The sequence below is a fragment of the Paenibacillus sp. PvR133 genome (genome assembly GCF_017833155.1).
Lineage (GTDB): Bacteria > Bacillota > Bacilli > Paenibacillales > Paenibacillaceae > Paenibacillus > Paenibacillus polymyxa_B.
On record NZ_JAFIBS010000001.1, the window covers coordinates 5,750,105 to 5,765,000 of the forward strand.

The 14,896-nt window shown below is 47.6% G+C and carries 11 protein-coding genes, 11 tRNA genes and 2 rRNA genes (1 of these 24 only partly in view); 2 read left to right on the plus strand and 22 right to left on the minus strand.

All coding sequences use genetic code 11. The features are described from left to right. Positions 1-176 precede the first annotated feature (176 nt). The gene (spoVB, locus tag JOE49_RS25090; RefSeq protein WP_209943395.1) at positions 177-1,751 is read left to right on the plus strand and encodes a stage V sporulation protein B; all 1,575 of its coding nucleotides are present in this window, start codon (positions 177-179) and stop codon (positions 1,749-1,751) included. Between the two features lie 5 nt (positions 1,752-1,756). On the opposite strand, the gene JOE49_RS25095 is transcribed toward spoVB, so the two are convergent. Next, complete coding sequence (locus tag JOE49_RS25095; RefSeq protein WP_025720234.1) at positions 1,757-2,533, minus strand: YetF domain-containing protein; 777 nt, start codon at positions 2,531-2,533, stop codon at positions 1,757-1,759. 206 nt (positions 2,534-2,739) lie between these two features. Between JOE49_RS25095 and JOE49_RS25100 the strand changes: the two genes are divergently transcribed. Continuing rightward, on the plus strand, positions 2,740-3,129 hold the full coding sequence (locus JOE49_RS25100) for a TIGR04086 family membrane protein (protein ID WP_023989933.1): 390 nt from the start codon (positions 2,740-2,742) through the stop codon (positions 3,127-3,129). Between the two features lie 90 nt (positions 3,130-3,219). Here JOE49_RS25100 and yajC read toward each other — a convergent pair whose 3' ends face one another. From yajC to JOE49_RS25205, 21 genes are all read right to left on the minus strand, one after another. Beyond that, entirely contained in the window at positions 3,220-3,555 is a 336-nt protein-coding gene (yajC, locus tag JOE49_RS25105) for a preprotein translocase subunit YajC (protein WP_013311574.1), read from the minus strand. Between the two features lie 34 nt (positions 3,556-3,589). Beyond that, positions 3,590-4,729 carry a tRNA guanosine(34) transglycosylase Tgt gene (tgt, locus tag JOE49_RS25110; protein ID WP_013311575.1) on the minus strand — a complete coding sequence of 380 codons (1,140 nt, stop codon included), beginning with the start codon at positions 4,727-4,729 and terminating at the stop codon, positions 3,590-3,592. Between the two features lie 20 nt (positions 4,730-4,749). Next, on the minus strand, positions 4,750-5,778 hold the full coding sequence (queA, locus tag JOE49_RS25115; RefSeq protein WP_028542424.1) for a tRNA preQ1(34) S-adenosylmethionine ribosyltransferase-isomerase QueA: 1,029 nt from the start codon (positions 5,776-5,778) through the stop codon (positions 4,750-4,752). A gap of 7 nt (positions 5,779-5,785) precedes the next feature. Further along, positions 5,786-7,879 carry a SpoIID/LytB domain-containing protein gene (locus JOE49_RS25120; protein WP_209943397.1) on the minus strand — a complete coding sequence of 698 codons (2,094 nt, stop codon included), beginning with the start codon at positions 7,877-7,879 and terminating at the stop codon, positions 5,786-5,788. A 227-nt stretch (positions 7,880-8,106) separates the two neighbouring features. Continuing rightward, a complete protein-coding gene (gene ruvB / locus JOE49_RS25125) occupies positions 8,107-9,114 on the minus strand; it encodes a Holliday junction branch migration DNA helicase RuvB (RefSeq protein ID WP_013372650.1) in 1,008 nt (335 codons plus the stop codon). A gap of 50 nt (positions 9,115-9,164) precedes the next feature. After that, entirely contained in the window at positions 9,165-9,779 is a 615-nt protein-coding gene (ruvA, locus tag JOE49_RS25130; protein WP_068941961.1) for a Holliday junction branch migration protein RuvA, read from the minus strand. Further along, positions 9,776-10,279 carry a crossover junction endodeoxyribonuclease RuvC gene (gene ruvC, locus JOE49_RS25135; protein ID WP_013311580.1) on the minus strand — a complete coding sequence of 168 codons (504 nt, stop codon included), beginning with the start codon at positions 10,277-10,279 and terminating at the stop codon, positions 9,776-9,778. The genes ruvA and ruvC overlap by 4 nt, the downstream gene beginning before the upstream one ends. 229 nt (positions 10,280-10,508) lie before the next feature. Further along, positions 10,509-11,213, minus strand: coding sequence for a BofC C-terminal domain-containing protein (locus tag JOE49_RS25140; RefSeq protein ID WP_023989939.1), 705 nt, complete (start codon positions 11,211-11,213; stop codon positions 10,509-10,511). A gap of 114 nt (positions 11,214-11,327) precedes the next feature. Then, positions 11,328-11,401 (minus strand) — tRNA-Pro (locus JOE49_RS25145). A 7-nt stretch (positions 11,402-11,408) separates the two neighbouring features. Continuing rightward, positions 11,409-11,488 (minus strand) — tRNA-Leu (locus tag JOE49_RS25150). 12 nt (positions 11,489-11,500) lie between these two features. After that, positions 11,501-11,577, minus strand: a tRNA-Arg gene (locus tag JOE49_RS25155). Positions 11,578-11,582: 5 nt separating this feature from the next. Next, positions 11,583-11,657 (minus strand) — tRNA-Gly (locus JOE49_RS25160). Positions 11,658-11,692: 35 nt separating this feature from the next. Then, a tRNA-Lys gene (locus tag JOE49_RS25165) sits at positions 11,693-11,768 on the minus strand. A gap of 28 nt (positions 11,769-11,796) precedes the next feature. Further along, positions 11,797-11,873: transfer RNA gene (locus JOE49_RS25170), tRNA-Asp, on the minus strand. A 26-nt stretch (positions 11,874-11,899) separates the two neighbouring features. Then, positions 11,900-11,976: transfer RNA gene (locus tag JOE49_RS25175), tRNA-Met, on the minus strand. Between the two features lie 29 nt (positions 11,977-12,005). Further along, positions 12,006-12,081: transfer RNA gene (locus JOE49_RS25180), tRNA-Val, on the minus strand. 10 nt (positions 12,082-12,091) lie between these two features. Further along, a tRNA-Glu gene (locus tag JOE49_RS25185) sits at positions 12,092-12,163 on the minus strand. Positions 12,164-12,180: 17 nt separating this feature from the next. After that, positions 12,181-12,272 (minus strand) — tRNA-Ser (locus JOE49_RS25190). A 3-nt stretch (positions 12,273-12,275) separates the two neighbouring features. After that, positions 12,276-12,351 (minus strand) — tRNA-Asn (locus JOE49_RS25195). A 19-nt stretch (positions 12,352-12,370) separates the two neighbouring features. Next, positions 12,371-12,487: ribosomal RNA gene (gene rrf / locus JOE49_RS25200) — 5S ribosomal RNA — on the minus strand. Between the two features lie 153 nt (positions 12,488-12,640). Next, a 23S ribosomal RNA gene (locus tag JOE49_RS25205) occupies positions 12,641-14,896 on the minus strand (it continues 671 nt past the right edge of the window).

Below are 14,896 nucleotides of genomic sequence, written 5' to 3' on the forward strand. Positions count from 1 at the left end.
AACAATATATGCATTCATTTCGCTCGTCAATAGCAGAATTCACCACTCTCCCTCTTGTTGTCTAAATCACTTTGTTTCTGAACGGAAAAGCTTGTCATGAAGATGGACAGGTCCAGCATATCTTCTAAAGTAATGTATAGACGCAGAATTACATTTTGGGGAAGAGGGAGTTGCGATTGAAAAAGCAGACATTCATCCATGGAGCAATTATTTTATTGGCAGCAGGAATTATCAACCGGATACTAGGTTTTATTCCCCGAATCGCACTCCCGCGTATCATCGGCCCCGAAGGAGTTGGCTTGTACCAACAGGGGTATCCCTTTTTTATCGTTCTGGTGACGCTTATTACAGGGGGAATCCCTCTTGCGGTAGCCAAGCTAGTAGCCGAAGCCGAAACGGCGGAACAGCCCGAAATGTCGCGGCGTATTTTGCACACCAGCCTGCGCTTCACCATTACACTCAGTCTGATCGCCATGGTGCTCTGTCTTGTGTTCGCGCCTTGGATCACAAGCCATCTCCTGACCGACAGCCGCGTGTATTATACATTCGTGAGCATGAGCCCAATGATAGTCATTGTAGCTGTTTCCTCAGCTTATAGGGGCTATTTTCAGGGAAAGCAAAATATGATTCCTTCTGCCACCTCCTCCATTGCGGAGACCGTTATGCGCATTTTTTGTGTCATTTGGTTTGCTTACTTGTTACTTCCTCATGGGATAGCCTACGCTGCTGCAGGTGCCATGCTCGGTGCTCTGGCGGGCGAATTCATTGGCATGATTGTGCTGCTATGGCAATACGTGTGTAACCATCGAAAAGATCGCATCCTTCAGCCGAAGTCGCCTATCCCCTCCTCTGAGGTTCAACCCGAGCAATCATCCGTTTTGTCACGTCTTATGTCTATATCCGTTCCCGTTACTGCTGGAAGGCTTGTTGGTTCCTTATCCTATTTGCTCGAATCTATCTTGTGCATGCGTAGCCTCGCCGTAGCAGGCATTGCAACTGGCGTGGCAACCGCACAATATGGAGCCATGCAGGGCATGGTCATTCCTGTATTATTACTACCTGGAGTTCTTACCAGTTCGCTAGCAGTTTCACTCGTTCCTTCGTTATCCGAAGCAGCAGCCAAGGGGCATATTACAGCCATTCACAAACGTCTACATCAATCGCTTCGGCTCGCTTTGGTTGCAGGAGCCCCCTTTGCCGTAATCATGTATGTTTTGGCAGAACCTCTGTGTCTGCTACTTTATAATAATGGCGATATTGCAGGCATGCTTAAGCTCATGGCACCTTTTGCTCTTTTTATGTACATTCAGGCCCCGCTTCAGGCAGCACTTCAGGCATTAGACCGTCCTGGAAGTGCCTTATTAAATACCTTTATCGGAGCCGTTATCAAAATTGCGCTAATCGTCTGGCTTGCTTCCCAACCTCAGTACGGTATCTACGGAGCTGTCATCGCCATTTGTATTAACAGTGCCATTGTTACACTCCTTCATGGCTTCAGTGTCAGCAGACTGCTTCGCTTCCGCGTACGTTTGCTCGATTTCTGGAAGACCGGGATAGGTATGATCATCATGGCAGCAGCAGTATTATATACCTACAGACATCTAACGATGTTCAACCAAATGTGGCTTCAGTTTATTTTTGCCGCAGGTTTGGGAATTATACTGTACCTTTTCCTAATGACCTTGATCAAAATGATTGATTGGGACAACCTTACACGCATTCCAATCCTGAGAAGATGGTTTAAAGCATAGGAAATCTAATCCGAAGATTTTCCATAGGCCGGTGGTGTAATATACACATCACCTCTATGGTTAACCGAGCATAAAAAAACATCCTTAAAATCTTTGTGTCCCTTTGCTTGAATCTGATTTTTAAGCCAAAAACGGTTCATATCCATCCGTTCCAAATTTCGATCCAGCACCTTGCCATCCATGATTAATGGAATAGGCAGTCCCTCATATCTAAACTTTCCACCAATTTGTGGAGAAGGATGGACCTTATTCACCTGTTGCTCTTTGTTTATCAAATCTGTTCCGTTTAATTCTTGCTTCATTTTTCCGTGTTCCACTCCATCGTTATCATCCTTACCTATAACCGTTAGCTTACCTGTCGTTTCCAAAATAACATATTCGACTTCGTCCAGACTTTCTATATTTTGTTCACGAAGTTGTAACAGCAAGTCATCTAAATTGTAACGTTGTTTCACCATTTCGTCCTTGTTTAATTGTCCATTGGAGTACAATACACTGGGCCTACCATCAAATAGTAAGCGCAGTCGCCGACTTTTCAGACTAAAAAATGAAATCCCGATTTGCAAAATTAACAGCACTCCTAAAGGAATCAGCCCTTCATAAAGTGGACGTTTTATATCCTCCAGGCTGAATACAGCAATTTCTGCAATCATAATCGATATGACGAGATCGAAAACAGACAATTTGCCGATCTCCCTTTTACCCATCAAGCGCATCACCAGATATACAATAAAATACATGAGCAGCGTCCGAAAAATATGAGCAAAAATATCGTGACTCAATATGTTCGCCTCCTCCCCTGTACTTGCAATAAGACATTAGTCGTTCATTGTACACGTATTCTGACCGTTCCTCACTTGGCTCATACAAAAAACAAAAGGCTAAATTATTGAAATAAAGAGAAAGACTGCTTGCGACTTGGTACTAAGCAGGGAGGCTTGGCCATAGAATGATAATAGTTCAAACCTTGGTACAGGAGGAATTATCCATGGAGCTCATTCGCCGCTGGTGTTCGTTTCGTCTGGCCCATCCCATTTTATCCGGCTTATTTTATGCTTTTGCATGGATGCTGCTTGGCGCATTGATTCTTTCACTACTCTTGTGGCTGACACAGATGCAGGAACAGGACTTATCATTGTATACGTACATCGTCCACGCATTCGCCATGCTATCTGGCGGCTTCGTCGCCGGTAAAAGATCCACAAACAAAGGCTGGTATCAAGGCGGTATTACAGGCATCCTGTATGGACTAATCGTTTTGCTGGTCGGTTTTCTGGCATTGGATGCGGGCATGAACGGCAAGGACCTGTTACACTTAGCTTTCGCGTTTGTCATAGGTGCAGGTGGTGGGATGTTTGGCATTAATCTCAGCAAGTAATCAAAATGTTTGTATCCATGTAATAAAACAACACAAAAAAAAACCGAGCCTCCTCAAAGGCTCGGTTTTTGCATAACGGTCAGAAGTATTCTAAGATTTGGAAACAACTTCCTCAGATGCCGTGTCTTTTGCAATCGCATTGCTAATTGCACTGCGGTCAAAGGTCAGCTTCGTGACATCATTCACACGCAAAACTACTACATCATCCGTAATCTCCACAATTGTACCGTGAAGACCTCCGATCGTAATTACTTTATCTCCCTTTTTCAAAGCTTGAAGCATCGTTTGACGCTGCTTTTGTTTTTTCTGATTCGGGCGAATCAGCAAGAAATAGAAGATTACAAACATCAGAGCCAGTGGCCAGATCATTTGAAAAAGTCCGCCAGTTCCACCGGGTGCAGCAGCGGCTGTAGCAAAATGAAACATGTTAAATCCCCCTTTCGTATACTCTCCCTAAAACTTAAAAGCCTTTATCATTATCATGAAGACCGTACTGCTCAAAAAATTCATCTCGGAAATCAAGCAGCCTGTCATCCATAATCGCTTGTCTGACATTACGCATCAATTGTATTAAGAAATGCAAGTTATGATACGTTGTCAGTCGGAGCCCGAAGGTTTCATCCGCTTTAATCAAATGCCGCAAGTAAGCACGTGAATAATTGCGACAGGTATAACAATCACAAGCGGGATCGAGCGGGCCAAAATCACTTGCATATTGGGCATTGCGAACGACAAGACGACCTTGGCTGGTCATCGTTGTCCCGTTGCGAGCAATTCGCGTTGGAAGTACACAATCAAACATATCCACACCACGGATAGCGCCTTCAATCAAGGCATCTGGAGAACCTACACCCATCAAATATCTTGGCTTGTTGGTGGGAAGCAGAGGCAGCGTGTAATCTAGCACTTCATACATCAAATGCTTCGGTTCACCTACGCTCAGTCCACCAATAGCATACCCCGGGAAATCCATGGAAGTCAAATCCGCAGCGCTTTGCTTACGCAGATCTTCATGCATGCCTCCTTGAACAATGGCAAACAGACCTTGATCATGAGGACGCGCGTGTGCCTCCAAACAACGCTCAGCCCAACGGCTGGTACGTTCCAGTGACTTTTTCACATACTCATATTCAGCCGGAAATGGCGGGCATTCATCGAAGGCCATCATAATATCTGAGCCAAGCGAGTTTTGTATTTCCATCGCCACTTCAGGCGAAAGAAACTTCTTATCTCCATTTAAATGAGAGCGAAAATGAACACCCTCCTCTGAAATCTTGCGCATTTCACTTAAGGAAAACACCTGGAATCCACCGCTGTCCGTTAAAATAGGGCGATCCCAATTCATAAACTTGTGCAGTCCACCTGCTTCACGAATAATATCGTGGCCAGGACGAAGAAACAAATGGTACGTGTTACTCAAAATAATTTGAGCATCCATCGCTTTCAGTTCCTCAGGACTCATCGTTTTAACAGTAGCTTGAGTTCCCACAGGCATAAAGGTTGGTGTCTCAATAACTCCATGAGGTGTGTGTACACGCCCAAGACGGGCTCCCGATTGCTTGCAGGTTTTAATATGTTCGTATCTTATTGCTGGTGCCATATTTTCTCTACCATCCTTAATTAATAAATGAACATTGCGTCCCCGAAGCTGAAAAACCGATATTGTCGGTCAATCGCCTCCTGGTAAGCATGCATAATATTTTCCCTGCCCGCCAGTGCGCTGACCAGCATAACCAAGGTGGATTTAGGCAAATGAAAATTCGTAATCATCGCATCCACCACACGGAATTCATAGCCTGGATAAATAAAAATCTGTGTCCAGCCACTACTGGCCTCTAATACTCCATCTAGGAATTTATTGCCCACCGTTTCCAGCGTCCGGCAACTGGTCGTCCCCACCGCCACGACTCTTCCGCCGCGCGCCTTGGTTTCATTGAGTACATCCGCTGTTTCCTGTGACAATGAATAGTATTCTTCATGCATCACATGTTCTTCAATCGTATCCACAGACATCGGTCTGAACGTCCCTAAGCCAACATGAAGTGTGATAAAGGCAACGGTAACGCCCTTCTTTTTAATCTGGTCCAGCAATTCTTCTGTAAAGTGCAGCCCTGCCGTTGGAGCCGCAGCAGAACCTTCATGCCGAGCATAAACTGTCTGATAACGCTCGCGGTCATCCAGTTGTTCCTTGATATACGGCGGAAGCGGCATCTGCCCCAGACGGTCCAAGATCTCCTGGAAAATACCGTCATATGAAAATGAAAGTACCCTTCCGCCCATATCTCCTTCTTCCTCAATTACTGCTTTCAGCTCATCACCGAAAACGATAACAGCACCCTTTTTCAGCTTTTTACCGGGTTTCACCAGTGCTTCCCATCGATCCCCTTGCAGTTGCTTAAGCAGCAAAACCTCAGCCTTAGCTCCCGTGTCTTCCTTGATGCCAAACAAGCGTGCAGGAATCACTCTCGTATCGTTTAACACCAGCGTATCCCCTGGTTGAAGATACTGCACAATATCCGAAAACGTATGATGACCCACTTCACCATTATTTTTGTTTAACGTCAGTAATCTGGAAGCGCTCCGATCAAGCAAAGGTGTCTGTGCAATTAATGTTTCAGGCAGTTCAAAATCGTAGTCGTTTACATTCATATATTGGTCAGTCCTTAACTATATCCACATTTTTGTAATAGTGTTGCAAAATTTTCTTGTAATCATACCCCTGCTCGGCCAAACCGTTGGCACCCCATTGGGATAAGCCCAAACCATGACCATTTCCTTTACCTGTAAAAATAAAGCTTTGTGTTTTGTCAATGACCCGTGCATGACGATCTTCATTCATGACGATCACCCCGTTACCACTTGAAGTACTACTGCCAGATGCGGACAGGATTTGAGTGCCTTGTGTACCACTTACATGAGAAGTAGCCCCATCAGCGCCTAATACAGTATAACTTCCGGTACTCGCAATATCAAACAGTGTGCTCGGGAGTCCGCCCATCGCTGAGCGAAACATATCTGGATATTTCACTTTCAAAGGGGATCCGTCCGCTTCAACCTCCAACACTCGCCCTGATGGACCACGTTTGGTGACATCGAGGTGATTAATAGAGGAAGGCACTGTGCCCGTGACTTTCCCTTGCAGGGATTTAGCAAGCTGAGCTGACGTAAAGGGCCCCCGCACCCATGCATAGTCTCCGGACTGAGGCACCTTTTCTAATACAATTATCTCTTCGCCCGGCTGCGCCTTGGCTATTGGTGTAACTGTCGATTGGATTTGGGGAATAGGACGCACATTTGTATTTTCCGCAGTGACGGTGATTTTGTCTAACCCCGCTTCTGTGACACCCTCCAGTTCCTTAGCATTATCCTCACGAATATAACCTGTCTTGCCACTGGAGAGAAGTACATGATACCATTCCTGTGCTCCTTTTTGTGCCGAAGTATCCCCCGAGCTGTCTACGCTGGCAAAGGCTTCGCCACCACTGTTCCACACCTCGGAAGCATCTGCTGTCACACCGCCCGCATTAGATGAAAATACAGCTTCGACCACTTTGCCGCCGCTTTTAATGACTTCACCAGCTGTTGCATCTACAGCCTCATTGACATTGGCATGTTCCGAGCTCTTACCGTTGTAAGCCTGGCTTAACGTGCCATCTACTACATTGCCGATCTGAAACCGATTGCCTTGAGCAAGCGCGTAGCTACGAGCCGCTACCGCTTGAGCCTTGAGCGCTTCATCTGGCCATGAGGAATAGACCTCTGCTCCTACCACGGAATACAAATACTGCTCCAAAGGAACTTCGTTCACAAGCGCCAGCTGGCCTGACATCATGCCAATCTCCATCTCGCCGCGATATGTACGCTGTGATCTTTCCATCACTTGTATTCCATTATTACCGCCGTTGACAATTACCTTGCTATTATCAGAACCACTTAGCATGTAATGAGACATCACCTGCGAACCGGTCGTGACTCCTGCTTCCTGTCTTATAATGAGGCCGGTTTGAGTAGCATTAACTTTAGACAACGTGAGTCTTGGTTGCTTGCTCTCCAGCTCTGTTTTCAAAGCCGACAGCTTGCTGTCATTACTTTCTTCTCCAACCCATACAGCATACTGGCCTCTTGATTGAATCACAGTAAAAGCATCAAAGCCTGCCGCAGCAATTGTCGTTCGAACGAGATTAGCTTCCTGCTCGCTTCCGTAGCTTCCTGTGGACCAATGCTTGTTTCCCTTAACCTCGGGCTGCGCTCCGGTTGCGGAGGAAATCCGCTGTACAGCAGCCTGCGCAGACTGTTCACTAGCATATATTCCCGCGTACACTTGATACACAGAGCTACCATTTTTTGAACCGATAAAAACCGTAGGTTTATCATTAGTCTTTTGCAGGGCTTGGGCCGCTTTTATCGCCGCTGCTTCATTTCCTTCAAGTACCTTCACCCGATAGCTGTCTACACTAAAACGAACCGTACTGTCTGGCAGTCCCATCCAAGTTTGAAAACTGCCTCCACTGTTCTGTCCAACGCTCAGACCTCCTGATGATTTCAAGGTTACAGCGGGGACTGTCGCTTTATATTTGCTACCTAGATCCGCAAAAATCACTACACGAATATCCTCTTGGGCGGCAGCAGCGTGAACGCCCGAAGACCAAGGTATGCACACTGTAGCTAATACCATAATCGCTGCTGCTCGTTTGGCCCGGCCCATCCATGCACCGAAAATACTTTTTCGGTTAAATGCTTCTCCACTCATTTCTGGCTCCCCCAATCTAGCTGTCTAGCACTTATATTGCGTAATTATCGGGATCTCGACCCTTGTCTATCCCTTTAAATACATCGGCGGAATAAACCAAAATATGAACCCGCTCGAATCTTACTTACACTCTCACTTCCCTCAATCATCCGTCAGCCGATATCGTATTCACCATACTTGCGTGTAACCATGCAATGATTTTTTTAAAAGTGCATCATGTTTCCTAATCACCGTGGATCCGTTGGCATTGGGATTCCAAGGTGGGCATATGCCGCCGGAGTCACTGTTCGTCCCCGAGGTGTTCTTTGTAAAAGGCCAATTTGTAACAAATAGGGTTCATACACATCCTCAATTGTCTGACTCTCTTCACCAATAGTTGCAGCAATGGTGTCCAATCCTACAGGTCCGCCTCGGAATGAATGAATCATGGCCTTAAGCATTTTATGATCAATTTCATCAAGCCCGAGTGGATCTATTTGAAGCCTCTTTAGCGCCTCTGCAGCTAACTCAGAATGAATAATACCATCTCCGGCAACCTGTGCAAAATCACGCACCCTTTTTAACAGTCGGTTGGCAATACGCGGTGTCCCCCGTGAACGCAATGCGATTTCCTCTGCCGCATCCCCGACAATTTCAATCTCCATAATATCCGCGTTCCTGGACACGATGTAAGCCAGCTCGTCTGTCGTATAAAACTCTAATCGACTAATAACACCAAACCGATCACGCAATGGCGCAGAGAGCAGCCCAGCGCGCGTAGTGGCCCCTATAAGGGTAAAGGGTGGCAAATCCAGACGGACCGAGCGTGCACTCGGGCCTTTACCAATCATAATGTCCAGCGCAAAATCCTCCATTGCAGGATACATGACTTCTTCCACCGTACGATGAAGGCGATGAATCTCATCAATGAACAAAACATCACCCTCTTGAAGATTGGTCAGCAATGCTGCCAAATCTCCCGGTCTTTCAATTGCAGGACCTGAAGTTGTACGCAGATTAACCCCCAACTCATTGGCGATAATGTTAGCAAGAGTTGTTTTACCCAACCCCGGCGGTCCGTACAACAGTACATGGTCCAACGCTTCTTTACGCATTTTGGCCGCTTCAATATATACTTTCAGATTTTCCTTAACCTGATTTTGCCCGATATATTCATTTAGATAACGGGGGCGAAGGCTTAGCTCCGCCGTCTGGTCTTCCATCATCAAATTGGCGGAAATAATCCGGTCATCCATATTCCATCGCTCCTCTTTTCACCAGACATTTGTTAACGGACATTAGCGTCCTATCCGGCAAACAACAGTTGCAAAGCCCGCTTCATCAAAATATCAGCAGATTCATCAGGTTTCGCATCTTTCTTCATTCTGCTCCATACCTTATCCAACTCAGCATCAGTGTAACCCAGCGCCTTGAGCGCCTCACGGGCCTCGCCCCAATATGAACCTTCGCCTTCTTCTACGACAGGCTCAGCAAACAATCCGGTTGTCATCCCCAACGAGCCAATACCGTCGAGCTTATCTTTCAAATCCAGAATCATACGTTGTGCCGTTTTTTTACCGATCCCCGGTAACTTGGTGAGAAATGTGATATTCTCCTGATAAATCGCCGTTACCACATGAGCAGGCGTACCGCCTCCTAAAATACCAAGCGCAACACGCGGTCCAATACCAGATACATCAATCAGTTTACGGAACAGCTGCTGCTCCTCACGAGTCGCAAAACCGAACAGTAAAATAGCATCTTCCCTTACATGATGGTGAATGTAAATGACCACTGAACCTTCAGTTTTGGCGAACGCGTAAGGATTCGGACAAAATACCCGGTACCCTACACCCTGCACATCTAAAACGACATATTCATTTTCCAAATGGGCCACAGAACCACGCAAGAAATCTATCATTTTCGCAATACCTCATTTAATTTTGAATTTAATCCATAAGAATGCGCATGACAAATAGCCACCGCCAAAGCATCCGCTACATCGTCCGGTTTGGGCACAACTTGAAGCTTTAGAAACATTCTAACCATTTCTTGTACCTGTTTCTTCTCAGCCTTACCATACCCTACAATAGCCTGCTTTACCTGCATCGGCGTGTATTCACCTATAGGCAAATTACGTTGTTTTGCAGCTAGTACCAGCACCCCACGTGCCTGACTTACAGACATAGCGGTTGTAACGTTGCGATTAAAAAAGAGCTTTTCCAGTGCTACCGCATCAGGCTTATATTTATCTATTAATTGCAACATGCCTTCATACACATGAAGCAGCCTTTCTTCTTCCGGTGTATGGGCCTCCGTCTGGATGCAGCCATACTGTACAGGAACCACCTTGCTGCCAATCTTGTCTACAAATCCGAAGCCCACAATGGCAATGCCCGGATCAATTCCTAAAAAACGCAAAAAAATCTCTCCCCTTCGCTCAAACATGGCGTAACTAAACAATAGCCAGACGTTATCCTTAATATAATCATGGCCAAATACCATATAAAGCGAACATATGTGTCGTTCTTTTCATTATAACAAAACTTTGTATCTAATAGAGGAAAAAATTTAAACGTGAGTAAAAACATAAAAAGAGACGCTTCAAGCCTCACCTCATGGGCAATGCCTAACGTCTCCGTAGTTGTAATCAATAGTGCTGCTTTAATACCCTTTGTGTTCGCTCCACGGCAAAGTCACTAAAAGTGGAGATTACACTGTTATACTCATTTATATCCTGTACACGGATCCCCTGCTGAAGTTGTTTATACACCCCTTCTGGCAAGGCCGTCTCCATGGAACCCACATCCAATTGAAAAAAAGTGCGGATAACTTTTTCTCTTTTAGGTAGCCCTTCATACAATGTAAGCTGGCCGTCAGTGCTCAAACCCATGTATCCACGCTCTTTGCATGACTCTGACAAGTCTTCCACCCTGCGCTCCAGCCACACCTCTCCTTTGGTATTAAGTCGCCCCTTCCAATCGGGATGTTGCTTCAGTAAGGTCTCTAGCTGCTGTGAACTTAGTGTTCCCAAGGAAAGTGTTTCCGTACCACACACGTAGGTGGTTAATAGACGGGTCTTCCTGCTTATACCGGAAGCACGAATACTTTGCAGTAGTTGCATCTGTGAGGAGTGATCTTCAGTTGGGCTCAGATGTGAAGCCTCCTCCATGCTCTCCTCAGCCATGACGGTAGTAGCGAGTGGCTGTGACAACATAGCCTGCAAATAATTCGAAAACAGAATACCCAACCCTGCCAGCAAACAAGCCGCACCAAAAATGCTAAAAGCCCACACTGTTCTTCTCCACTGTTTCCAGCGCCGTTTCATCTGTTTTTTCCAACTTAATCGCTTCACAGTAATCCCTTCCGTCCCACTTTTTGTGTTAGTGTGACCTGACGATTACTGATTTATACAAAAAGATATGAATATAACAAAAAAGCCGCTGCTTCCAGCGACTTTCCTTTTGAATCGGGATGACACGATTTGAACATGCGACCCCCTGGTCCCAAACCAGGTGCTCTACCAAGCTGAGCTACATCCCGAAATAGATGCCGGTGAGAGGACTCGAACCTCCACGGTTTCCCTCACGATTTTGAGTCGCGCGCGTCTGCCAATTCCGCCACACCGGCTTATGAAGTTAATGGCGCGCCCTGAGAGATTCGAACTCCCGGCCTTTTGATTCGTAGTCAAACGCTCTATCCAGCTGAGCTAAGGGCGCAAATATGGAGCGGACGACGGGAATCGAACCCGCGACCCTCGCCTTGGCAAGGCGATGCTCTACCGCTGAGCCACGTCCGCAATATCATTATATCCATGACATATAAGTTCATGAATGGTGAGCCATGAAGGACTCGAACCTTCGACACCCTGATTAAAAGTCAGGTGCTCTACCAACTGAGCTAATGGCTCCCAACAGGGTAATATAACTTTGTGAAAATGGCGGAACTGACGGGATTCGAACCCGCGATCTCCTGCGTGACAGGCAGGCATGTTAGGCCTCTACACCACAGTTCCATAGCAGTTTACATTCAAAAGTTAATTGGTTGCGGGGGCAGGATTTGAACCTGCGACCTTCGGGTTATGAGCCCGACGAGCTACCGAACTGCTCCACCCCGCGATAATATTAGGGACTGCTATTTAAATAAATGGTGGAGGCTGAGGGGCTCGAACCCCCGACCCTCTGCTTGTAAGGCAGATGCTCTCCCAGCTGAGCTAAGCCTCCATACTACTTATGACCCGTAGGGGATTCGAACCCCTGTTACCTCCGTGAAAGGGAGGTGTCTTAACCCCTTGACCAACGGGCCATACAATAAAATAATTATGGCGGAGAGAGAGGGATTCGAACCCTCGAGACGCTTTTGGCGCCTACACGATTTCCAATCGTGCTCCTTCGGCCAACTCGGACACCTCTCCATATGGCTCCCCGAACAGGACTCGAACCTGTGACAACTCGATTAACAGTCGAGTGCTCTACCAACTGAGCTATCAGGGAATATTAATCATAAAGCTCTGCTTGGCGACGTCCTACTCTCCCAGGACCCTGCGGTCCAAGTACCATCGGCGCTGGAGGGCTTAACGGTCGTGTTCGGGATGGGTACGTGTGGAACCCCTCCGCTATCGCCACCAAACATGAATTTGCTGTGCAAATTCTACCGTACGGTTATTCGGTTCATCACTTATCGTGTGAATGAATAGCCATGCGCTTGTCGTATGTCACTTGTACATACCTTCAAGGTTACACCCTGAAAACTGGATCCGAAACTCATTTGCGTTTTATTCTTTAGGATAAGCCCTCGACCGATTAGTATTGGTCAGCTCCATGCATTACTGCACTTCCACCCCCAACCTATCTACCTCGTCGTCTTCAAGGGGTCTTACTAATTGGGAAATCTCATCTTGAGGGGGGCTTCACGCTTAGATGCTTTCAGCGCTTATCCCTTCCGTACATAGCTACCCAGCGGTGCTCCTGGCGGAACAACTGGTACACCAGCGGTACGTCCATCCCGGTCCTCTCGTACTAAGGACAGCTCCTCTCAAATTTCCTACGCCCACGACAGATAGGGACCGAACTGTCTCACGACGTTCTGAACCCAGCTCGCGTACCGCTTTAATGGGCGAACAGCCCAACCCTTGGGACCTACTTCAGCCCCAGGATGCGATGAGCCGACATCGAGGTGCCAAACCTCCCCGTCGATGTGGACTCTTGGGGGAGATAAGCCTGTTATCCCCAGGGTAGCTTTTATCCGTTGAGCGATGGCCCTTCCATGCGGTACCACCGGATCACTAAGCCCGACTTTCGTCCCTGCTCGACTTGTAGGTCTCGCAGTCAAGCTCCCTTCTGCCTTTGCACTCTTCGAATGATTTCCAACCATTCTGAGGGAACCTTGGGGCGCCTCCGTTACTCTTTAGGAGGCGACCGCCCCAGTCAAACTGCCCACCTGACACTGTCCTCGCACCGGATTACGGTACCAAGTTAGAACCTAGATACGATCAGGGTGGTATCCCAAGGATGCCTCCTCTCAAGCTGGCGCTCAAGATTCAACGGCTCCCACCTATCCTGTACAGATCGTACCCAAATTCAATATCAAGCTGCAGTAAAGCTCCATGGGGTCTTTCCGTCTTGTCGCGGGTAACCTGCATCTTCACAGGTATTAAAATTTCACCGGATCTCTCGTTGAGACAGCGCCCAAGTCGTTACGCCATTCGTGCGGGTCAGAATTTACCTGACAAGGAATTTCGCTACCTTAGGACCGTTATAGTTACGGCCGCCGTTTACTGGGGCTTCGGTTCATAGCTTCGCCCGAAGGCTTACCACTCCCCTTAACCTTCCAGCACCGGGCAGGCGTCAGCCCGTATACTTCGCCTTGCGGCTTCGCACAGACCTGTGTTTTTGCTAAACAGTCGCTTGGGCCTTTTCACTGCGGCCCCCTCGGGCTATTCACCCTACCGAGGCACCCCTTCTCCCGAAGTTACGGGGTCATTTTGCCGAGTTCCTTAACGAGAGTTCTTCCGCGCGCCTTAGAATTCTCTTCTCGCCTACCTGTGTCGGTTTGCGGTACGGGCACCTTCTCCTGGCTAGAGGCTTTTCTTGGCAGTCTGAGATCATGACCTTCGCTACTCCAATTTTCGCTCCCCATCACAGCCCAGCCTTACGATGTGCGGATTTGCCTACACACCAGCCTCACTGCTTAGACGGACATCCATCAGTCCGCGTCACTACCCTACTGCGTCACCCCATCACTCATAACGGATTACGGTGGTACAGGAATTTCGACCTGTTGTCCTTCGACTACGCCTATCGGCCTCGCCTTAGGTCCCGACTTACCCTGAGCGGACGAACCTTCCTCAGGAACCCTTAGGCTTTCGGCGGATCTGATTCTCACAGATCTTTTCGTTACTCATACCGGCATTCTCACTTGAATGCAGTCCAGCGCTCCTTACGGTACACCTTCAACCCGCATTCAACGCTCCCCTACCCCTGATGCAAAAGCATCAAGCCATAGCTTCGGTGGTGTGTTTAGCCCCGTTACATTTTCGGCGCAGAGTCACTCGACCAGTGAGCTATTACGCACTCTTTCAATGGTGGCTGCTTCTAAGCCAACATCCTGGTTGTCTGTGCAACTCCACATCCTTTCCCACTTAACACACACTTGGGGACCTTAGCTGATGGTCTGGGCTGTTTCCCTTTCGACAATGGATCTTAGCACTCACTGTCTGACTCCCGGAACTAAATCTATGGCATTCGGAGTTTGACTGAGCTTGGTAACCCTTGCGGGCCCCGCACCCAATCAGTGCTCTACCTCCACGATTCTTTTTTCCGAGGCTAGCCCTAAAGCTATTTCGGGGAGAACCAGCTATCTCCGGGTTCGATTGGAATTTCTCCGCTACCCCCACCTCATCCCCGCATTTTTCAACATGCGTGGGTTCGGGCCTCCAGTGCGTGTTACCGCACCTTCACCCTGGACAGGGGTAGATCACCCGGTTTCGGGTCTACGTCCACGTACTCATTCGCCCTATTCAGACTCGCTTTCGCTGCG